The organism is Heyndrickxia acidiproducens DSM 23148 (assembly GCF_000374345.1).
Classification (GTDB): Bacteria; Bacillota; Bacilli; order Bacillales; family Bacillaceae_C; genus Weizmannia; species Weizmannia acidiproducens.
In genome coordinates, this window is the sequence record NZ_KB893984.1 from 46,911 (window position 1) to 67,580 (window position 20,670).

The 20,670-nt window shown below is 46.0% G+C and carries 19 protein-coding genes and 2 riboswitches; of the genes, 13 read left to right on the plus strand and 6 right to left on the minus strand.

Annotation, left to right across the window (positions count from 1 at the left end; all coding sequences use genetic code 11):
• Nucleotides 1–486: 486 nt before the first annotated feature.
• The gene (locus C232_RS18415) at nucleotides 487–1,491 is read left to right on the plus strand and encodes a S8 family peptidase (protein ID WP_018662019.1); all 1,005 of its coding nucleotides are present in this window, start codon (nucleotides 487–489) and stop codon (nucleotides 1,489–1,491) included.
• A gap of 228 nt (nucleotides 1,492–1,719) precedes the next feature.
• Here the strand turns inward: C232_RS18415 and C232_RS0105240 are convergent, their stop codons facing one another.
• Complete coding sequence (locus C232_RS0105240; RefSeq protein WP_018662021.1) at nucleotides 1,720–2,127, minus strand: YndM family protein; 408 nt, start codon at nucleotides 2,125–2,127, stop codon at nucleotides 1,720–1,722.
• A 189-nt stretch (nucleotides 2,128–2,316) separates the two neighbouring features.
• On the opposite strand from C232_RS0105240, the gene C232_RS0105245 reads away from it, so the two are divergent.
• The 8 genes from C232_RS0105245 to C232_RS0105280 all read left to right on the plus strand — a co-directional run bounded on the left by C232_RS0105245 (nucleotide 2,317) and on the right by C232_RS0105280 (nucleotide 9,919).
• Complete coding sequence (locus tag C232_RS0105245) at nucleotides 2,317–3,351, plus strand: LacI family DNA-binding transcriptional regulator (protein ID WP_018662023.1); 1,035 nt, start codon at nucleotides 2,317–2,319, stop codon at nucleotides 3,349–3,351.
• 114 nt (nucleotides 3,352–3,465) lie between these two features.
• Nucleotides 3,466–4,212, plus strand: a complete 747-nt coding sequence (locus C232_RS0105250; RefSeq protein ID WP_018662025.1) for a sugar phosphate isomerase/epimerase family protein — start codon at nucleotides 3,466–3,468, stop codon at nucleotides 4,210–4,212.
• Nucleotides 4,209–5,168 carry a sugar kinase gene (locus C232_RS0105255; RefSeq protein ID WP_018662026.1) on the plus strand — a complete coding sequence of 320 codons (960 nt, stop codon included), beginning with the start codon at nucleotides 4,209–4,211 and terminating at the stop codon, nucleotides 5,166–5,168. The genes C232_RS0105250 and C232_RS0105255 overlap by 4 nt, the downstream gene beginning before the upstream one ends.
• 44 nt (nucleotides 5,169–5,212) lie before the next feature.
• Entirely contained in the window at nucleotides 5,213–6,517 is a 1,305-nt protein-coding gene (locus tag C232_RS0105260; protein WP_018662028.1) for an MFS transporter, read from the plus strand.
• Nucleotides 6,514–7,134, plus strand: coding sequence for a 3-hexulose-6-phosphate synthase (hxlA, locus tag C232_RS0105265; RefSeq protein ID WP_018662029.1), 621 nt, complete (start codon nucleotides 6,514–6,516; stop codon nucleotides 7,132–7,134). The genes C232_RS0105260 and hxlA overlap by 4 nt, the downstream gene beginning before the upstream one ends.
• Nucleotides 7,131–7,682, plus strand: coding sequence for a 6-phospho-3-hexuloisomerase (gene hxlB / locus C232_RS0105270; RefSeq protein WP_018662032.1), 552 nt, complete (start codon nucleotides 7,131–7,133; stop codon nucleotides 7,680–7,682). The genes hxlA and hxlB overlap by 4 nt, the downstream gene beginning before the upstream one ends.
• Nucleotides 7,683–8,078: 396 nt before the next feature.
• Nucleotides 8,079–8,921, plus strand: a complete 843-nt coding sequence (gene kdsA / locus C232_RS0105275) for a 3-deoxy-8-phosphooctulonate synthase (protein ID WP_018662034.1) — start codon at nucleotides 8,079–8,081, stop codon at nucleotides 8,919–8,921.
• Nucleotides 8,922–8,935: 14 nt separating this feature from the next.
• Entirely contained in the window at nucleotides 8,936–9,919 is a 984-nt protein-coding gene (locus tag C232_RS0105280) for a KpsF/GutQ family sugar-phosphate isomerase (RefSeq protein WP_018662036.1), read from the plus strand.
• Nucleotides 9,920–10,160: 241 nt separating this feature from the next.
• On the opposite strand, the gene C232_RS0105285 is transcribed toward C232_RS0105280, so the two are convergent.
• Genes C232_RS0105285 through C232_RS0105295 form a run of 3 tightly spaced genes read right to left on the minus strand, consistent with a single transcriptional unit; the run spans nucleotide 10,161 to nucleotide 12,670 of the window.
• Nucleotides 10,161–10,823 carry a methionine ABC transporter permease gene (locus C232_RS0105285; RefSeq protein ID WP_018662038.1) on the minus strand — a complete coding sequence of 221 codons (663 nt, stop codon included), beginning with the start codon at nucleotides 10,821–10,823 and terminating at the stop codon, nucleotides 10,161–10,163.
• The gene (locus C232_RS0105290) at nucleotides 10,820–11,836 is read right to left on the minus strand and encodes a methionine ABC transporter ATP-binding protein (protein ID WP_018662040.1); all 1,017 of its coding nucleotides are present in this window, start codon (nucleotides 11,834–11,836) and stop codon (nucleotides 10,820–10,822) included. The genes C232_RS0105285 and C232_RS0105290 overlap by 4 nt, the downstream gene beginning before the upstream one ends.
• Before the next feature lie 15 nt (nucleotides 11,837–11,851).
• On the minus strand, nucleotides 11,852–12,670 hold the full coding sequence (locus C232_RS0105295; RefSeq protein WP_018662042.1) for a MetQ/NlpA family ABC transporter substrate-binding protein: 819 nt from the start codon (nucleotides 12,668–12,670) through the stop codon (nucleotides 11,852–11,854).
• 149 nt (nucleotides 12,671–12,819) lie between these two features.
• Nucleotides 12,820–12,933, minus strand: a riboswitch (SAM riboswitch).
• A 350-nt stretch (nucleotides 12,934–13,283) separates the two neighbouring features.
• Nucleotides 13,284–13,400: riboswitch (SAM riboswitch) on the plus strand.
• A gap of 84 nt (nucleotides 13,401–13,484) precedes the next feature.
• On the opposite strand from C232_RS0105295, the gene C232_RS0105300 reads away from it, so the two are divergent.
• The 3 genes from C232_RS0105300 (at nucleotide 13,485) to C232_RS0105310 (ending at nucleotide 17,095) form a co-directional block, all read left to right on the plus strand.
• Nucleotides 13,485–14,600: a methionine biosynthesis PLP-dependent protein gene (locus tag C232_RS0105300; protein ID WP_018662044.1), complete on the plus strand. Its 1,116-nt coding sequence runs from the start codon at nucleotides 13,485–13,487 to the stop codon at nucleotides 14,598–14,600.
• The gene (metC, locus tag C232_RS0105305) at nucleotides 14,597–15,772 is read left to right on the plus strand and encodes a cystathionine beta-lyase (protein ID WP_018662046.1); all 1,176 of its coding nucleotides are present in this window, start codon (nucleotides 14,597–14,599) and stop codon (nucleotides 15,770–15,772) included. Before C232_RS0105300 ends, metC begins: the two co-directional genes overlap by 4 nt.
• Nucleotides 15,773–16,351: 579 nt before the next feature.
• Entirely contained in the window at nucleotides 16,352–17,095 is a 744-nt protein-coding gene (locus tag C232_RS0105310; RefSeq protein ID WP_018662047.1) for a WecB/TagA/CpsF family glycosyltransferase, read from the plus strand.
• Nucleotides 17,096–17,184: 89 nt separating this feature from the next.
• Here the strand turns inward: C232_RS0105310 and C232_RS0105315 are convergent, their stop codons facing one another.
• On the minus strand, nucleotides 17,185–18,333 hold the full coding sequence (locus tag C232_RS0105315) for a M20 peptidase aminoacylase family protein (protein ID WP_018662049.1): 1,149 nt from the start codon (nucleotides 18,331–18,333) through the stop codon (nucleotides 17,185–17,187).
• A gap of 363 nt (nucleotides 18,334–18,696) precedes the next feature.
• Between C232_RS0105315 and C232_RS0105320 the strand changes: the two genes are divergently transcribed.
• Nucleotides 18,697–19,011, plus strand: coding sequence for an iron-sulfur cluster biosynthesis family protein (locus C232_RS0105320; protein ID WP_018662051.1), 315 nt, complete (start codon nucleotides 18,697–18,699; stop codon nucleotides 19,009–19,011).
• A 694-nt stretch (nucleotides 19,012–19,705) separates the two neighbouring features.
• Here C232_RS0105320 and C232_RS0105330 read toward each other — a convergent pair.
• Nucleotides 19,706–20,581 (minus strand): cation diffusion facilitator family transporter, encoded by an 876-nt coding sequence (locus C232_RS0105330; protein ID WP_018662055.1) that lies wholly within the window; start codon nucleotides 20,579–20,581, stop codon nucleotides 19,706–19,708.
• Between the last annotated feature and the right edge of the window lie 89 nt (nucleotides 20,582–20,670).

Genomic DNA, 20,670 nt, shown 5'->3' on the forward strand with positions numbered 1-20,670 from the left:
CAGGGGGATGAACGCCATTTGAGGTAACTTTTTTCTCCGGGATAGCGTTCATCAGGGGAATGAAAGCCATTTGGGGTAATTTTTTTGACCGGGATAGCGTTCACCAGGGGAATGAAAGCCAATAGGGGTAACTTTTTTCTCCGGGATGGCGTTCATCAGGGGGATGAACGCCATTTGAGGTAACTTTTTCATTCGGGATGGCATTCACCAGGGGAATGAACGCCGAATCGAATGGATTTTTCGCTTGAAATGGCGTTCATTAAGCCGTTTCTTAGTTCAGTACCACCATATCACGGCCAATCTGTTTGAGCATGCTGATACTTGCCGCCGATATAACTGATTAAACCTGCTATTTTACGCACCGCGGCTAAAAATATCTTATGAATTAATAGGGAATAAGCACTATTTTTAGAAAATTTACACATTAGGTGCGAGTTTCGTTGTAAAATATAACTAGAAAGTATCCTGCAATGAAAGGAGAAAAATATGAAAAAGAAGCTGATTCCGTTTAAAGTATTGAAAGTCTATGAAAAAGTGGAAGAAACCATTCCGGAAGGCGTGAAACTGATTCAGGCGCCGGATGTATGGGAGAAAGCGGGCTTTGGGGAAGGGATCGTCATAGCGGTGATTGATACGGGGATCGACAAAACGCATCCTGATTTAAAAGATAGGATCATCGGCGGAAAAGATTTTACCAATACCGGTGACTACCAGGATGACAACGGGCATGGCACCCATGTTTGCGGTACGATATTGGCTTCACAAAATGCGCAGGGCGTGGTCGGAGTTGCGCCTGCTGCAAAAGTGCTTGTTCTCAAAGCGCTGGATCAGGACGGTTCCGGACAATCGGAATGGATCGAAGCGGCACTCGATTACGCCATTAAGTGGAAGGGTCCACAAGGCGAAAAAGTTTCTGTGATTTCAATGTCGCTTGGTGGGCCGGCTGATGAAAAGGAACATGCCTTGATTAAAGAAGCTGTCGAAAATAATATTTTAGTCGTTTGTGCAGCAGGAAACAGCGGGGATGGCAGGGCCGACACGGATGAACTGGACTATCCGGGCGCCTACCCGGAAGTCGTGGAGATTGGGGCTGTCGATTTGCAAAAGCAGCTCGCTGATTTTTCCAATACAAACGAGGAGATTGATATGGTCGCGCCTGGTGTTGAAATTCTCTCTACTTATCCAGGCAGCAAATATGCAAAACTGAGTGGCACTTCGATGGCAACGCCGCATGTAAGCGGAGCGGCAGCCCTGGTTAAAATCATAGAGGAAGAGGCATTCGGACGGAAACTGACGGAAGCGGAATTATATGCGCAGCTTTGCATCCATACAGAGAATTTAGGCTTGAGCAAAAAAGAACAGGGGAACGGAATGATTCATTTAACAAGATCGGCGCAAAATACAGAAACCGGTGAAAAGGAGATCAATATCACTGTAGAATCAAAAAGCCTCGGCCTTAAAGCACAGACGGTTACTGTAATATTTGAATAGAAGTTTCCATCATTCACAGATTTTCGATGGTTGATAGCGGCTAAGGCAACGGTACACATCATAATCGAATAGAACGGAAAAATGGTGATGATCCGGCCGTACTTTGCTAATAAAGCGGCGGCGGGGAACTTTGGGACTGGTGGCGGCGCGGCTCTAAATGAGAGAAGCCGGCATCCGATTGTACGGAATCCGGCTTCTCTCTGCCTAAAATTGAAAGTCAAAGTTGATTTAGTTGCCACCATAGCCTGTGGATTCGCGGCGTGTCCCGTGATGGAAGAGATTGTGCAGGTATTTGTGGAAAAACCATTCGCCGCCAGCAATGACAATGCTTGAGGCTAAAGCTGCCCATAAGATATCGTCAAGATCCGGAGCCAGCGATCTTCCCATCAGCCACACGACGAGAAAAGCTAACACAAAGTCGGAAATTGTGGCCATCATATTTCTTTGGTTATCTTCTTCCTGTTCATTTTCACGCCTGAAAATCATCAAATCTCCAAGTACATAAGCAAGAATTGTTAACACAACACTAATCGCCATGGTATCGCCAAACGACATGTCAAAAATGGCTGATAAAATAATGCCCAGGACAACCGCAACCATTACAAATTTAATGATCAGGGCTTTTGCATGATCCATATGGCATAACCTCCTTTTGTTGTTGTACTATTTGTATACCCTCTCATGAAAAAAATAATCTGAAAAGCGGGATGCTGCAGCCATGAAAGTTTTGGAAAACACTTGATGTGAAAAAAATATTGACACCGGTGGAAGCTCTGTTATAATGAAGTCAAATGGTACCGGTTTCATTTTAGGATGGTAAGAAAAATGAGAGAAAAAGAAACAAGAATAACGATTTATGATGTGGCGGAAAAAGCGGGCGTTTCAAAGTCTACCGTTTCCAGATATTTAGGTGGGCGGTTTCACGAGCTGTCGCCGAAAACCCGGGAAAAAATTAAACGGGTCATTGACGAGCTCCAGTACCGTCCGAATAATCTGGCAAGGGGGCTGAAGGGAAACCGCAGTTATTTAATTGGCGCGCTCGTTGCCGATATCACCAATCCTTATACCACAGCGATCTTAAGGGGGGCTGAAGATGTTTGCAAACAGCATGGCTACAGTTTGCTGATTTGCAACTCGGATAACCATCCTTCCAAAGAGCGGGAATATATTTCAATGCTGCAGTCCCACAAAATTGACGGGCTGCTGATCCAAACAACAGGCGGAAACCAGCATTTTTTACGTGACCTGTCTGAAAACGGCAGAAAACCGATTGTACTGGTCGACCGGAAAATTCCTGAGCTCCCTTTTGATACCGTTGGAATTGACAACCGCCAGGCTACGATACAGGCAGTGTCGTATTTGCTTCAGCAAAACTACAGGCGGATCGCGTTTTTTACAGAACCGGTAGCAGGGGTCAGCCCGCGGCGTGAACGTTTCGCTGCTTTTCAGGAAGCCTTGCGGATGGCAGACCCGGAACATCCAAGTTTAACAGATGCCTTTGAAGTGGACCTGGCAAATGACAGCCAGTTAGACAGTCTGCTTGAGACGTTTTTAACGCGTACAGGCCGCGAAACCAAAGCGATTTTGGCCGCCAACAGCGTTGTAGCTTTAAAAATCATCATCAAACTGAAAGAAAAAGGCATCCGCATTCCTGATGATCTTGGTTTTCTCAGCTTTGATAATCCGGACTGGGCAGCCGCCGTATTTTCGGGCATTTCAACGATTGAACAGCCAACCTACCAGATTGGAAAGACGGTGGCGGAGCTGATATTAAAACGGATGTCTGATCCTCAGGCTGCTATCCAGACGATTTCTTACCAGACACAATTGATTGAACGAGCATCAACACCGAGGGTTTGACATCCTCGCTTTGAACAAAATTGGTACCGGTCCCAAGCAAATCCACACACATTTAAAAGTATATTTTTAAATGCGCGGAAGAATGGTACCGATCCCAAAAAAGGAGTGAATATCATGGCAAACGTTTTGGTTACGATGAACGCATTTTCTGAGAAAGCGCTGTCTTCCTATCCTGAATTGTTTTCTGCTATCAGCCGCGCCGGGTTTGACGGGGTAGAAATTCGCAGGGAACTGTTAACCAAAGAGACACCGAAGCTGGCTGAGATCAAAACCCTGCTGACGGAACTGAAATTAATCCCTTACTATTCATGCCCGGTTTCTTTATTCGGCGCCGATCATCAGTTGGTTGATTTAACCCTTTACTATAAAGAAGCCACAGAACTTGGAGCGGCATTGATAAAATTTTCATTGGGGGATTACCAGGATGGCATTTCCAAGATGCATCCTTTAGCAGATGCCCTGCGGTATTTTACAGAAGCGGGCATTCGTTTTACCATCGAGAATGACCAAACCGCGGCAGGAGGAAAATTAAGCCGGCTGCAGTCATTTTTTGCAAAGTGCCGCAGTGCAGATATTCCAGTCTACCTCACTTGTGACATCGGCAATTGGCAGTATACGGGGGAAGATCCTGAACGGGCGGTTGCGGCATTGAAAGACCAGGTGGTGTACGTTCATATCAAAGAGGTCATCGAAACGGAAGCGGGGTATGCAACCATTCCAATCGGCCGTTTTGACAGGCAAAAATGGAAACGTTTGCTAAAACTGTTGCCGAATGATACAGCATTTGCCCTTGAATTTCCGGTTCAATCAGAGATGGAAGACTATCTCGATATGCTGAAAGAAGAGGTGTATGTAAAATGAGAACTTATGATGTGATCACATTTGGAGAAGCAATGGGCATGTTTATTGCCGAAGAAACGGGAGATCTGGCATCGGTAAGGCATTTTACAAAAGAACTGGCCGGTGCTGAAACAAATGTCGCAATCGGGCTCGCCCGCCTCGGTTACCGGGTGCTGTGGTTGAGCAAAGTGGGAACAGATTCGCTCGGGGATTATATCATTCAAGAATTACAGAAGGAAAAAGTGGATCCTTCTCTCATAAAGCGGGACCCGGAAAGATTAACCGGCTTTCAGTTGAAAGAAAAAGTAGAAAAGGGTGATCCGGGCGTACAGTATTACCGGAAGAACTCGGCTGCCAGCCAGATGGGTACAAAAGATTTTCCGGAGCTGGCTGAAATCCATGCCAATCATTATCATTTAACCGGCATTCCGCTCGCGCTTTCGCCATCTGTCCGTGAACTGAGTGCAGCGCTCCTGCACAAGGCCAGAAGTGAAGGGAAAACGATCTCCTTTGATCCAAACTTGCGCCCGTCGCTTTGGAAGGATGAAAAGACGATGGTGAAAACCATTCAATCCTTTGCCTGCCAGGCTGATTATATTTTCCCGGGGATCTCAGAAGGGAAAATATTAACCGGATATGCGCAGCCGGAAGATATAGCTAAATTTTATCTGGACCAGGGTGCAAAAATGGTATTTGTAAAACTGGGCGCAAAAGGCGCATATGTGGCAACGCAGGCAGAATCAAAAGTGGTGGCGGGCTTTCCGGTTTCAAAAGTCGTTGACACAGTCGGAGCCGGCGACGGTTTTTCCGTTGGGGTCTTGAGCGGGCTGTTTGACGGGCTGGATGTTTTTGAAGCCGCTGGCAGAGGAAATGCCATTGGGGCGCTGGCAACGATGTCTGCCGGGGATAAAGCCGGACTTCCAAACCGGGAACAATTACTGGCATTTATGAAAGGGTATACAGAATTAACCGTTTAGCCATGGGCCAGAAAATTCAACCAACCTAAAAGGAGTGTTTGGACATGGAAAAGTCATTGAAAAATGTTGCAGGCAAGAAGAGATTTTTGCACTTGGTTCCAATTGTATTCATTACTTACAGCCTTGCATACTTTGACCGGGCCAACTACAGTTTTGGCGCTGCGGGCGGTATGTCAGAGGATTTAAATATTACCGCCGGTGTTGCCTCGTTTTTATCAGCGCTGTTCTTTCTCGGTTACTTCTTTTTCCAAATTCCGGGTGCTGCGTACGCAGAAAAACGAAGCGCCAAAAAGCTTGTGTTTGTAAGTCTGATTCTTTGGGGGCTGCTTGCTTCTGCAACCGGCCTGGTGCATCATGTGGCCTGGCTGTATCCGATCCGGTTTTTCCTTGGTGTTGTCGAATCGGCCGTGATGCCGGCGATGCTTGTCTTTTTAAGCAACTGGTTTTTAAAAGAAGAACGTTCCCGCGCGAATACGTTTTTAATTTTGGGTAATCCTGTCACCGTTTTATGGATGTCGGTTGTTTCAGGTTATTTATTGCAAGTGCTTGACTGGCGGGGTATGTTTATTATCGAAGGGTTGCCGGCAATCATTTGGGCATTCATCTGGTGGAAACTGGTTGAAGATAAGCCGGAAGATGCGAAGTGGCTGACAGATGAAGAAAGGCAAAATATTGCTTTTGAAATGAAGGAAGAACAGAAAGGAATCCCTGCAGTAGCCGGTTATAAAGAATTGTTCCGCAATAAAACCGTACTGCTTCTCGCCGTCCAGTATTTTGCCTGGAGCATTGGCGTTTATGGTTTTGTCATGTGGCTGCCGTCGATGATCAAACAAGCTTCCCATATGGACATTGTCGCAACAGGCTGGCTGTCGGCTGCACCTTATTTACTGGCAACGATCGCGATGATTCTTGTGTCCTATTTTTCTGATAAAACATTAAACCGGAAATCTTTTGTCTGGGTCTCACTGTTGATCGGCACGATTGCTTTCTACGGTTCTTTTTTACTCGATTCCTCAAATTTCTGGTTCTCTTACGCTTTACTGGTGATTGCAGGTGGCGCGATGTATGCACCGTACGGGCCGTTTTTCGCGATCATGCCGGAAATTTTGCCAAAGGATGTGGCAGGAAGCGCCAATGCATTTATTAACAGCATGGGTGCTTTGGGATCCTTTGTAGGTGCATACATTGTTGGCTTTTTAAACGGAGTTACCGGCAGTACACAGGCTTCCTTTATATTCATGGCTGTGTCCCTGCTCGTGTCCGTTCTATTAACACTCATGGTCCGAACAAAAAAACAGGCTGCTCCCACTGCAACGGAAACACTGAAAACAAAGGCGGTATTAAAATGAACATTCAATTGGCATTAGATCGTTTTTCTATCCAGGAAGCGCTTCACATCGCGGCACAAGCCGAAAAAGAAGTGGAATGGATTGAAGTCGGCACTTCATTGATTAAAGAATTCGGTGCCAAAAGCATTTATGAAATCAAAAACCGTTTTCCGGAAAAAACGGTGGTGGCGGATATTAAAACTTTTGATAACGCCAAATACGAATTTGAACTTGCATTTCAGTCAGGTGCTGATATCGCGACGGTGATGGGGGCAGCTCCCCTTGTCACCCTGGATACCTGCTTCAATACAGCCGGCCGTTTTGGCAAACAAATGATGGCAGACTTGCTCAATACACGGGAGGAAAACCGCAAATACATTGCCGGCCTGCAAAATATTATCGTCTGCCAGCATATCAGTAAAGACGAGCAGGAAGAAGGCGGCGGCGGAACCTGGGGGCGGCGGGCTGCAACCGAAGACCAGAAACTGGCCATTGCAGGCGGCATCTCACTTGAAACATTGCCATCCGTTATCCCTTTGCAACCGGATGTGCTGATTGTCGGTTCAGCGATTAGCAAGGCAAAGGATCCGGAACGAGCAGCAAGAGAAATTAAAGAAGCATGGGGGGCATTGCAATGAACGAAGAAGTTGGCATTATTTTAGACGAAATCCAAACTGTTTTTTCAACAATGAACGGAAAACAAGTCGGGCAGCTTGTAGATACGCTCGGCTCTGCCAACCGAATTTTCGTATTGGGAGAAGGGCGCTCGGGATTGATGGCCAAATCGTTTGCGATGCGGCTGATGCATCTCGGCTTTAACGTTTATGTGGTCGGTGAAACGATTACCCCTTCCATTCAGAAGGGCGATCTTTTGGTTGCCATCTCCGGATCCGGGACGACCACCAATGTTGTCCAGGCGGCGGAAAAAGCCAGGAAGAACGGAATTTCCGTCGTCAGTGTCACTTCCGATCCGTCATCAAGATTAGCGGAAACATCGGATTCCGTCATTCATATTCCATCGGCAACAAAATACCGGCGCCCCGGCGAAATCGAAAGCCGGCAGCCGCTCAGTTCGTTATTCGACCAGGCTGTCCACTTGTTTTTCGATGCCGCCTGCCTGCGGATTGCCGAGCATCAGGAATCAGGGAATGACGCAGCCTTTGTCCGTCACAGCAATCTTGAATAAAAGCAGAAACGCACTTGAACGTGTGCATGAAGAACAACACGGTTAAAAAACGAATCGAAATGTTCTTCGTGCGCAGGAAAACAATCAACTGATTGAAGTGTCTTTCATCGGGTGTATGAAGGCTAAAATGAAACGGGAAGCAGATTGAAATGTCTTTCAAACCGCTAGTAGCATGGTTCGAATTTTGTCTGAAAAAAGGTGCAAAACCAATCCGGCTTTGTACCTTTTTTCTTTATTTAAGAAGATCTAACAGTACAAAAACAAAAACTTGGTGAACTATTCTTACAACTTTGTTGTCAAACTTTGTTTAAAAAAGGATAATATCAATTAACCAGAGATTGCATCACAAAAAGGAAGTAAGGGGGAAACAGAAAAACAGATCAAAGGAGGAATTAAATGAAAACGATCCGAATCAACAACCAAATTACATTTAACCAACATGCACCGCTCGTTCTCATTGCCGGCCCATGTGTCATCGAAAGCGAAGAAATGGCCCTGGAAACTGCTGCCTCTCTTAAGAAAATTGCCGAAAATCTCGGCATCCCATTCGTATTTAAAGCTTCATTTGACAAAGCCAACCGCTCATCCATCTTTTCACAAAGAGGGCCGGGGCTCGAGAAGGGTTTGGAAATTCTCGGCACGGTCAAAGAAACTTTCCATATTCCCGTTACCTCGGATATACACGAGCCCGGCCAGGCCGCAATGGCTGGTGAAGTGCTGGACATCATCCAGATCCCGGCTTTTCTGTGCAGGCAAACCGATCTGCTGGCCGCCGCGGCTCAAACCGGTAAAATCATCAATGTAAAAAAAGGCCAGTTCCTTGCACCGTGGGACATGAAAAACGTGATTAGAAAACTTGAAGAATCGGGGAACAGCAACATTCTGCTGACAGAACGCGGTTCAACCTTCGGATACAATAACCTTGTGGTCGATATGCGCGCATTGCCGGAAATGAGAGCGTATGGCTATCCGGTTGTCTTCGATGCCACCCACAGTGTACAGATCCCCGGCGGAAACGGGACATCAACCGGCGGCAGGCGCGAGTTTGTTCCTTACTTGGCAAGAGCGGCAGCCGCAACCGGCACAGATGCCTTGTTTATGGAAGTCCATCCTGATCCGGATCAAGCATGGTCTGACGGTCCAAATATGGTAAAACTCTGTGATTTGGAAGAAATATTAAAACCTGTTCTGGAAATCGACAGAATTGTTAAGGAAATCGGTACGGCTAAAATTCATTGAGGGAGGCGGAAAGCATGTTAAGAGACTTAAAAACGGAAGCGAATTATGTGGAGAGTATTCGTGAAGTGCTGGAAACGGAAGCCAATGAGATTTTAAAGCTGAAAGATCGCATCAATTTTCGAATCAATGCAGTAATTGAAACAATTTTAGAATGTGAAGGCAAAGTGGTATTTACAGGCATGGGGAAATCAGGGGTAATTGGCAGGAAGCTTGCTTCGACATTTGCAAGTACTGGGACACCGGCGTTTTTTCTTCATCCGGGGGAGGCGCTCCATGGCGACCTCGGAAAGGTGACGAAAAATGATGTCGTTTTAGCGATATCAAACAGCGGGGAAACGGCGGAAATCCTGAATATTATTCCATCCATTAAACGGATTGGTGCCAAGGTGATTTCTATTGCCGGATCGAGGAAGTCCACCTTGGCAAAACATTCCAATTTAACGGTAGACATCGGCGATATTGAGGAAGCCTGCCCGCTCGGACTGGCCCCGACTTCAACAACGACAGTGACGCTTGCACTCGGGGATGCCATTGCAGTGGCTTTATTAAAAGCAAGGAATTTCAGACCTGAGAATTTTGCGTTATTCCATCCGGGCGGTTCTTTGGGAAGAAGACTGCTGCTGACTGCCGGGCATATTGTCAGGCGCAAAAAAGTGAATCCAATTGCAACGCTTGATACGGATGTGAAAGATGCCTTATTTACCATGACGGAATCCGGGGTAGGTGCTGTTTCAATCGTCGACGAAAAAGGCAGGCTGATTGGCATTTTGACAGACGGGGACATTCGCCGTGAGCTGATCAAGGGGAATCACGTACTTGATCAAAAAATTGCGGATCTCTATACAAAACAGCCGGTCGCTGTCCAGGAAAGGCAATTGGCTGCAGAAGCACTCCGGATCATGGAGGATCGCAACTTTGATGTGCTTCCGGTCGTAAAAAACGGCTGTGAGCCGGTTGCAATGCTGCATATACAAGATTTGACGAGATTGGGGCTGTAGCAGAATAGCGAATACTTTACTATACAATACAATGAGGTGCGAACGATTTCATTTGTGATCAACATCCTATGAAAATTGAAAGATTAAGTGACTGTTTGCGAGGCGATTGAGTTTTATTGAAGAAGAGAGGATCCTTGCGAGATATTTTGTCCGGAAAAGGGGAATGTAAACAAACCTAATATTCAGTTTACTCATGTTTAATCATAAAAGGCCGGATGGACAACCCGGCCTTTTATGTCTGTCAATCTTTGCGCAGCTTCCGTGCAAGCAGGTTGCCGAGCGATTGGATGCCCTGAACCATAATAATTAAAATAATAATTGTGGTGTACATGACATCCGGCTGGAATCGCAAGTGCCCGAACTGGTAGGCGATATCGCCCAGGCCGCCTGCGCCGACAAGCCCTGCCATCGCGGTTGCACCGATCAGTCCGATTGTTGCAATTGTCAAACCGAGGACAATTGATGCGCGTGCTTCACGGACAATGACATTCCAAATGATTTTTGAAGTGGAGATGCCCATTGACTGATACGCTTCAACAATGCCGCGGTCAACTTCGAGCAGGGCAGATTCCATTAATCTGGCAATGTAAGGTGCGGTATAAACAACAAGTGGAAATATGACGCCCTGCACCCCGATTGTCGTTTGCGCAACAAGTTTTGTAACTGGCAGAATAAAAAAGAGCAGAATGATAAATGGAATTGAACGGATGATATTGATAAAGGTGTTTAAGATCGTATAGACAACCTTATTTTCCGCTTCGCCGCCTTTTCTTGTCAGGACAAGCAGGATACCGAGCGGCAGTCCGATAACGATGGCGATAACGAGGGAGATCGAAGTCATTTTTAATGTGTCCAGAAATCCCTGCCAAATGATATCGCCCCATTCATTGATAAATGTGCTCATATGGAACCCACCTCTTCTACAATAATCTGCTCATTTTTTAAATAGGCAATGGCCTTTTCCGTTTCCTCCAGCTCACCTCTAAGATGGACAAGCAGATTGCCGATCGATTGATCCTTTAGTTCATCAATGCCGCCCGCGATAATGCTCGGCATAATATTAAATTTTTTTGTAATGGCTGCAAGAAACGGTTCTTTAGAAGATTCGCCGAGAAATGTCAGGGCAACAAGTTTTCCTGTTTTAGCAAGCTCATTTTGAATATGTGCGGGGACATGAAAAACAGATTTATTCCGGACAAAACTCTTTGTTCTCGGATGCTGCGGTTTTGCAAACACATCAACCACTGTCCCTTGTTCAACGATTTCGCCCGCTTCCATCACAGCAACCCTGTCGCAAATTTTTTGGATGACATTCAATTCATGGGTGATCAAAAAAATCGTAATCCCCAATTCCCGATTGATTTTCAGCAGCAGCTCAAGAATTTGTTCTGTTGTAGTCGGGTCAAGTGCGCTTGTGGCTTCATCGCTCAACAGCACTTCCGGTTCATGGGCGAGGGCGCGGGCAATCGCGACACGCTGGCGCTGGCCGCCCGAAAGTTCACTCGGGTAGGATTTGGCTTTATCTTCCAGCCCGACAATGCTTAAGTATTTTTTCGCGCGCTCGTTGATTTCATTTGCCGGAACGCCTTCAAGCTGAAGCGGAATCGCAATATTTTGATAGACGGTTGCCGTTTTTAATAGATTATAACCTTGGAAGATCATGCCGATTTTCCGGCGGATTTTCTGCAGTTCTTTTTTATTTAATGAGAGAAGATCTGTCCCGTCGATGAATACTTTTCCGCTTGTTGGCCGTTCCAGCAGGTTGACACAGCGGATCAGGGTGCTTTTTCCGGCGCCGCTGAAGCCAATGACGCCGAAAATTTCCCCTTTCTGAATCTCTACTGATACATCTTTCAATGCTTCGACTTTTTTATTTCCTGTTTCAAATGTTTTTGATAGATGCTGCAGGCTGATCATACGTTTTACAACTCCTTACCAGGCTGGTACAACCGATCCGCCGAATTCTTTGGCAATATATTTTTTAATCGTATCCGAGTAATAGTATTTTTTAATCTGTTTGACAACTTTATCGTTTTTATTTTCAGTCCGGACGACGAAATAGTTCGGATATGGATTGTCTTTGATTTTTTCATGGAAAATTGCGTCTTTGTTGATGGTCAGGTCTGCTCCCATGGCAAAGTTTGTGTTGATTGCTGCAGCGGTCACTTCGTTGAGTTGCGCCGGCAGTGATTCAGCATTCAGTTCTTTGATGTCCAGGTTCAATTTGTTTTCCACAACGTCTTTTTTCGTGGCATTCTGGGTTACACCCTCTTTTAGCTTGATCACACCTGCTGCTTCAAACAATTGCAGCGCGCGCAATTCGTTTGCCGGATCGTTTGGAACGGCGATGGAGTCGCCTTTTTTAAGTTCGTTGAGGCTCTTTATTTTTTTCGAGTAAACCCCCATTGGGAATGCAACGGTTTTAAATACATCCGTAATTTTATAGTTTTTATCTTTAATTTGCCCTTTTAAAAATGGCAGCGTCTGGTAGCTGTTTGCATCAAGTTCACCTTGGTCAAGCGCTGTATTTGGCGTGTTGTAGTCATTAAAAACTTTGAGCTTGATGGTCAGGCCGTCCTTTTTCGCCAGCTTTGCGACTTGCTCCATGATTTGCTGGTGCGGGCCGCCTGTGACGCCGACTGTAATTTCTTTTGTGCTTAATGCTTTGGAATCCGATTTTCCGCATGCACTTAATGCGAATAATAGAATGAATGCGATCCCTAAAGATAATAACTTAGATGCCTTTTTCATATTTTTCTCCCCCTAGGAATATCTTTTTTGAATGAAAAGAACAAATCCCAATCTCCTGCTAATCTTGAAAATCTAGTCCGGGCGGCGATGCATGCACGTAACGACTAAAAAACCGCTTCAAAGAGAAGCGGTTTGGCGTCAAACGTCTTCTCTTATCTTTCAAAACCTGTAAAAACAGGTTTTGCAGGAATTAGCACCTGAGCCCAAAAAGGCTTGGTTGCCGGGTTTCATAGGGCCTTTCCCTCCACCGCTCTGGATAAGATCTATTAAATTCTTATTCATTCAGTATGTATACTATATAGCAAATGATCGAATTATGTCAATAAGCTTTTTACAAAAAATTTTCTACAAAGTAAGAATGCCTTCAGACCGTCCCTTCAGCCGGGGGGAGGAGGCTTAAATGGTTGCGGATTCTGCGGCATAGACGGCAGACAGGTGAGATTTACACCAGAATACTAGATCGGTGCATCCGGAGAAATGACGGGCATACCAGTGAGGAAGCGGTATTTTTGAGGATATTTTTTAAAAAAAGAAAATAAAAATATTTGAAAAAGAATTGACGTTGGAAATAAATTGGTGTACATTTGAACGAAAAGTAATTATATTTTTTCTATTCTTATCAAGAGAGGCAGAGGGATCGGCCCGAAGAAGCCTCAGCAACCTTCAATGCTTATGTATTGAAAAGGTGCTAAGTCCTGCAAGTTATTTGAGATAACTTGAAAGATAAGAAGAATGGCTGAAATGATCGTTTATTTAAGTCTTCTTCTTATGAGGAAGGCTTTTTATTTTTTAAAAAACAGGGAGTGTCTAAACCATGTACCAAACAGAAACAAAGCTGGCGCAAATTGGAAATCGCAGTGATCAACAGACAGGGGCCGTCAATCCGCCCGTTTATTTTTCCACGGCATACCGCCATGAAGGGATCGGACAGTCGACCGGTTTTGATTACACACGCACAGGCAATCCAACACGGCAGCTGCTGGAGGAAACGATTGCCGATTTGGAAGGCGGAGACCGCGGGTTTGCCTGCAGTTCCGGAATGGCCGCCATTTTTACCATCCTCTCCTTGTTCCAGTCGGGAGATGAATGGATTGTCAGCGAAGATTTATACGGCGGGACGTACCGGCTGTTGGAGCAGGGATATAAGAAATGGGGGCTTTGTTGCCGCTATGCGGATACGTCAGATCTGAGCGAAATCGAAAAGAATATCACGCCGAAAACGAAAGCTGTCTTTCTTGAAACCCCGACGAACCCCCTCATGCAGCAAACCGATATTGCCGCGGTCGCTGAAATTGCCAAAGAACACGGAATTTTACTGATTGTCGATAATACGTTTTACACCCCGCTCCTGCAGCAGCCGATTAAACTGGGCGCAGACATTGTGATTCACAGTGCAACCAAATATTTAGGCGGGCATAATGATGTGCTTGCCGGTCTCATCGTTGCAAAAGGAAAGGACCTGTGCGATCAGCTGGCCCTTTACCATAACGGTGCAGGCGCCACGCTCAGCCCGTTTGATTCATGGCTCTTGATGCGCGGCATGAAAACGCTGGCGTTAAGGATGGAAAAGCATGAAAAAAATGCAAAAGAAGTTGTCCGTTTTCTTTCCGGACATCCGGATGTCGCCGATGTGCTCTACCCGGGGCGCGGCGGAATGGTGTCTTTCCGGATAAGGGAAGAGGAATGGGTTGACGCTTTCTTGAGAGGGCTGTCGCTGATTACTTTTGCCGAGAGCCTTGGCGGAACGGAAAGTTTTATTACGTATCCGGCAACCCAGACGCATGCGGATATTCCGGAAGAAAAACGCATTCAGTCCGGCGTCGATAACCGGCTGTTGCGATTTTCCGTTGGGATTGAAGATGCAGGCGATTTAATTCAGGATATTGAAAAGGCATTTGCAAATATTCATAAAGGAGCTGCACTGCGATGACAAATGAATCTTATACTTTTCAAACCCGGCTTTTACATAATAGCCATAAAATTGATCCGGAAACAGGGGCTGTCAGCGTCCCGGTCCAGCATGCTTCCACTTACCATCAGTTCGATGTGGACCGCTTTGGGAAATATGATTACAGCCGTTCACTCAATCCGACACGGGAGGCGCTTGAAGATGTAATCGCTGAGCTCGAGGGCGGCACAAAAGGTTTTGCCTTTTCATCCGGCATGGCCGCGATCTCGACTGCATTTTTACTGCTGTCGGCGGGGGATCATGTCGTGATTACAGAGGATGTTTACGGCGGCACATTCCGGATGGTAACAGAAGTGCTGTCCCGCCTTGGCATTGATCATACTTTTGTTGACATGACAGATTTGGATGAAGTACGGCAGGCAATCCGGCCGAATACGAAAGCCTTTTATGTTGAAACTCCGTCAAATCCTTTGTTAAAAGTAACCGATATTCGTGCCGTAAGTGAGATCGCAAAAGAAATTGGCGCTTTGACATTTGTTGATAACACGTTTCTCACGCCCGCTTTGCAAAAGCCGCTCGAACTTGGTGCCGATATTGTCCTGCACAGCGCGACGAAATTCATATCCGGCCATAGTGATGTGATCGCAGGCCTTGCCGTTGTAAAAGATCAAGCGCTGGCAGAGAAACTTGGATTTCTGCAAAATTCATTTGGGGCTGTGCTTGGGGTTCAGGATGCCTGGCTTGTCTTAAGAGGATTGAAAACGTTGCATGTGCGTCTTGCGCAGTCGCAGCAGTCAGCCCTTCAAATTGCCCATTATTTGGAACAGCATCCGCTTGTGCGTAAAGTGCATTACCCGGCACTTGCCGGCCATCCGCAGCATGATTTGCAAAAGGCGCAGGCAAAGGGTCCGGGTGCAGTTTTATCCTTTGAACTGGAGGATGAGGAGGTGTTGCGTTCATTTGTTGCCCATGTGGAAATTCCGGTTTTTGCCGTCAGCCTTGGTGCAGTAGAGTCGATTTTATCGTATCCGGCTAAAATGTCCCATGCTGCCATGGCACCGGAAGAACGGAAAAAGCGCGGCATATCGGACAGCCTGCTGCGGTTCTCGGTTGGCCTTGAAAACGCGGCAGACTTAATCGCAGACTTTGAACAGGCATTTTCATATGTACGGGCCGGGGAAACGGCGAAATGAAGACTTTCCTGCAAATGGGGAGAATAAATACCGCAACGCCGTGCTGAGCTTAAGCCCCCCTTGTTTTTCTAATTTGGGGCCAGTTGTGGAACAAAAGCGGGGGAAGCAGGAGAATTATCGTAGAGAGGGCATCCAAAAGGACAAAAGCAGATCCGCGAGCTATCCGTATGTCTGGTTAGAAACGGTAATTAGACACATGCAGCCTGCGGGTCACGGAAATGTCCAATAGAACTAAGCCGTAGCCGTATAAGTAAGAAGGAAAAAGGCACATGCATTTCATGTGCCTTTTGTGAAGCGGGCCAATATCGAAAAACAGCTTCTGAATGCTGTCAAAGAGATTCACCCCGAAAGCGTTCCGCGAACAAGACCTGAAGGAAACCGGGCAGCACGATTCTAAATAGCCGGGCAGATCACCCGTACAGAATCAAAAAAAGCCGCGCGTGCAGCCCCGGCTTTTTTGCTGGCGAAGAGAAATTTTATTTGTGTGCGCTCCATCCGTTGATGCGGGCGCGGCTTTCGTTATATACTTAGGAAGTGTGAACCGATTTCTTTAGAATGGTACTAAGGAGAAAGTTTGTTTTGAAAAAAGCACTGGGTAATATTATGCTGACGGTAACATCGGAAGAAGAATTTTTGGACAGGTTTACGAGCCGCATGCAGAGCGGGGAAAAGTCAAATATTTATTTCCTGAACGCACACTGCTATAATATCGCGCAAACAGATTCCTACTATAAAAGCATTTTGAATTCGGCGGACTTTTTGTTAAATGACGGCATCGGAGTGGAGATCGCTTCCAAACTGTTTGATATTCCGCTGACCGGGAACCTGAACGGGACAGATTTAATGCCGAAAGTGTTAAAACGCTGTGAAGAAAACGGCTTTTCTGTTTTTGTGCTTGGTTCAAATCAGGCCAATTTGGAAAGTGCGGTTCAAAATTTTCACCGCGACTATCCGGCATTAAAGATAGCGGGTGCGCATCATGGCTATTTTAAATCCAGAAAAGCGGTAGTGGCGCAAATCAATGAATCCGGTGCTGATGTGCTGGTTGTCGGCATGGGTGTACCGCTTCAGGAGAAATTTATCGCCGATTTTGATCATGATCTTCGCTGCCTGGCCAGAATCGGGGTAGGCGCTTTTATTGACTTTGCTTCCGGAAACGTTCCGCGGGCGCCTTATTTGTTCAGGAAACTAAGAATAGAGTGGCTCTTCCGGCTGATGCGGGAGCCGAAACGGTTGTGGAAGCGGAATTTCGGCAGCCTTATTTTTTTATACCGCATGTTAAAATACAAATGGAAATATGGCCGTAAAAACCAATCAGTCTGACTTTTGGCCGCAAATCCGGCTAATGGCGGCAGCACATGAGAAATACAAAGGCGGTTTTTCTGCCCGTAAACCGGCACCGGCTTATTTCCCTATGGCCTGCCGTTTTCCGCATCAATGGCTTTTAACAAGGCTGACGATAAAATCTGAATGCCGGTAAGCATGGCACTGCGGTCAAACGCCATCTGCGGATGATGCAAGCCGGGAGCCAGTCCGCAGCCAAGGCCGAGCATGGTTGTTTTTAATTCCGGCCGTTGTTTGGCGTAAAAGTGAAAATCTTCTCCGCCTGTTGTCACAAGCGGCGCATCGCATTTGTCTTCGCCAAGGATGTCGCGGATCGCAGCGGCCATGATACTAGCGGCCTCCATGTTCAGCGTTGCGGCAGCGAGATAGTCGGGGACGATGAGCTTGATTTTGACTTTAAAAAATTCGGCGATGGTGGATACCGCACGCTTCACCTGTTCAATCAATTGTTCCATCACTTCATTCGTTTGCGCACGAAGATCGAGGGCAAATGCTGCCTGGCCGGGAATGATGTTGGCGCTTGAACCGCCGGCCTGCAGCTTTGTCATTTTTACAGAATGCGGCACAAGCGGATCGGCATGGATATGGGCGAGTTCATTGACAAGGGAAGCTGCGACCTCAATCGCATTGGTTCCCAAATGCGGCCGGCTCGCATGGGCGTCTTCCCCAATGATTCTTCCTGTGATGGAACAACTGGCGCCGTGAAGGATCGCTGGTGCGGCACGTCCGTTTTTCGTTTCTTCCAATGGGCGGACATGAACGCCGAATAAGTAATCAAGGCCGTTTACCGCACCTTTTTTAAGCATTAGCTTTGCACCTTGCCCGATTTCTTCTGCAGGCTGGAATAGATAGCGAATGGTCCCTTTTGGTTCGATATTCATTTTTTTAAAATACAGCAATGTGCCGAGCACCATGGCCATATGGGCATCATGGCCGCAAGAATGGTTGGCGCGGAAAGTCCCGTCCACTTCCTGCCATAAAGCATCCATATCAGCACGGATGCCGACAATCGGCGCACCTTTGCCAATTTCAGCGATGACGCCGGGATCATCTCCAAAAGTTTTGATGTTCCGGCATCCCCATTCGTTCAATTTATTTTTAATGAACGCTGTTGTATGATATTCTTCCATGCTGACTTCAGGATGGGTGTGAAGGTAATTAAAAATTTCCATTATTTCACTGCTGAATGTCGTGCTGTGAATCCGGGGCAATTTCATCAAACAAGCACTTCCTCATTAAATTTAGGATAGACGTTTTCACCATTGTAACATAGGGAGATCATTATTCTCAATATTTGTGATGTTTATAATTTTCTATCCTTATAGTAGGTTTATTCCGGTTGCTTTAAAAAATTGCCGGGAAAAGCAACGATTTCCAGGAAAAATACATCCTTCAATAGAAAATCAAATCCCGGTAATTGTAAAACTGCGGTTTGCTGTCGAAATGCGTCTTGCCATGAGCCCTGTTGTTTCTAAAATAACAGAAGCGGGTAATTGTTTTATAAATCCGTGCATTCATGGGAGGTTATATCGGACATCATAAGTTATGGCAATTTAAATCAACGAGGAAAGGTGAAAAATATGGAAATTACGATTAAACCGGCTGCACTTTCGCAGTTTAAACAAATTGATTTTAAAGAAAATGAAGGTATCCGGATTGAAGCGGTATTTGTCGGGAGCTGTTCAATAGCAGCTGAGCATTCTTTAAAAATAGATCATAAGCGGGACGATGATGATTTGTTTAATGTCTACGGCATCCCGGTCCTTATCTCCAAGGCCAGCCAGGAGCAGCTCCGCGATAAAGTGGCCATTGATTATAATCCGAAAATGGGATACAAACTATCGTCGGATGAGGAAGTTTATCAATATAATCTGCACTTAACAAGAGCTGAATAAGAAAGTTGCCCGATGGATCCCCGTTTGAAGTTCATCAGGCTTACGAAAGCCATTATGACTGGAGTTTTTAAGCGAAATGAAGTTCATGGGGGTTTATGAAAACAATCGCGTCTGAAATTTAAGAGCGAAATGAATTTCATCAGGCCTATGAAAGCAATCGCGTCCGAAATTTTAATGTGAAATGAATTTCATCAGGCCTATGAAAGCAATCGCGGGCGAATTTTTAGAGCGAAATGAATTTCATCAGGCCTATGAAAGCAATCGCGGCTGGAATTTTAGCGCGAAATGAAGTTCATCAGTCTTATGAAAGCTATTACGGTCGAAGTTTTAGAGCGAAATGAAGTTCATCGGTCTTATGAAAGCTATTATGGCCGAAATTTTAGAGCGAAATGAAGTTCATCAGTCCTATGAAAGCAATCGCGTCCGAAATTTTAGAGCGAAATGAATTTCATCAGTCTTATGAAAGCTATTACGGCCGAAATATTAGCCCAAAATGAAGTTCATCAGTCTTATGAAAGCTATCCGGCCGAGATTTTAACCACAAATAACGTTCATCAGGCACATGAAGACCATTTCCATGCAGGCAAAGACTGAATACCCCCGGTCTCACAAACCCAAAAGCGGGCAAGCTGAGACCGGGGGATTTGTCTGCCGGGGGATTTAGCGCGGCACCTAGCCCGCCGTGACAAAACTTTCATACGCCGCTGGGTTCAAAATGGACATTGACTTCGTAAATTTCACAATCCTTAATTAATGTATTTTCTACTTCTGTTGAAATGTCATGGGCATGGCGGAGATCAAGGGAAGAATCAACTGCAATGACAAGATCAATCACCGTGTTGTTGCCGTACTGCCGGGCTTTGATGCTTTTGACACCCTGAACACCGGCAATGCCCAGCACTTTTTCTTTGTAGGCTTCCAGTTCTGTCTCGTCAAACCCGTCCGTCAGCAAATGGGATGTGTCCCGGAAAATTTCCCAGGCGGTATGGCAGATCAGCAGGCCGACCACAATCGCAGCTGCCGGATCGAGCCATGGCAGATTGAATTGTGAACCGATAATGCCAATGCTGGCGCCGATACTTACCCATGCGTCTGATAAGTTATCCATGGCGCTCGCACGCACGGCCTGGCTATTAATTTTTTTCGATAATTTTTTATTGTAGCGGTAGACGACATACATAATCAGGGCGCAAAACAGGCCGGTCCATGCGGAGATGAGGTCAGGGGACTGGGATTTGCCGTATACAATCGCACGCACCGCTTCGAACAGAACCTGGATCCCGACGGCCATCATAATCAGCGACGCGACCAAAGACGCCACGTTTTCTGCTTTCCAGTGCCCGTAAGGATGGTCCTGATCGGCCGGCTTCCGTGACAGCCGCAACCCGATCAGGACGGCAATGGAGGAAAGAATGTCGGTAATGTTGTTGAGACCGTCTGCCTTTAAAGCGCTTGAATGGGTATGGAAGGCAATGGCAAGCTTTAGTGCAGATAAGCTCAAATAGGCCGCCATGCTGATCATGATGCCGTACTCGCCTAATTTTAAATTATGGTATTTTTCTTCATTCATTTTTATCACATCCATTATGTTTACCTTTCTATCATAACAATATTAGGGGGATTGGGTCTACAGCAACGTTTTTTCCGCTTTCTATAAAT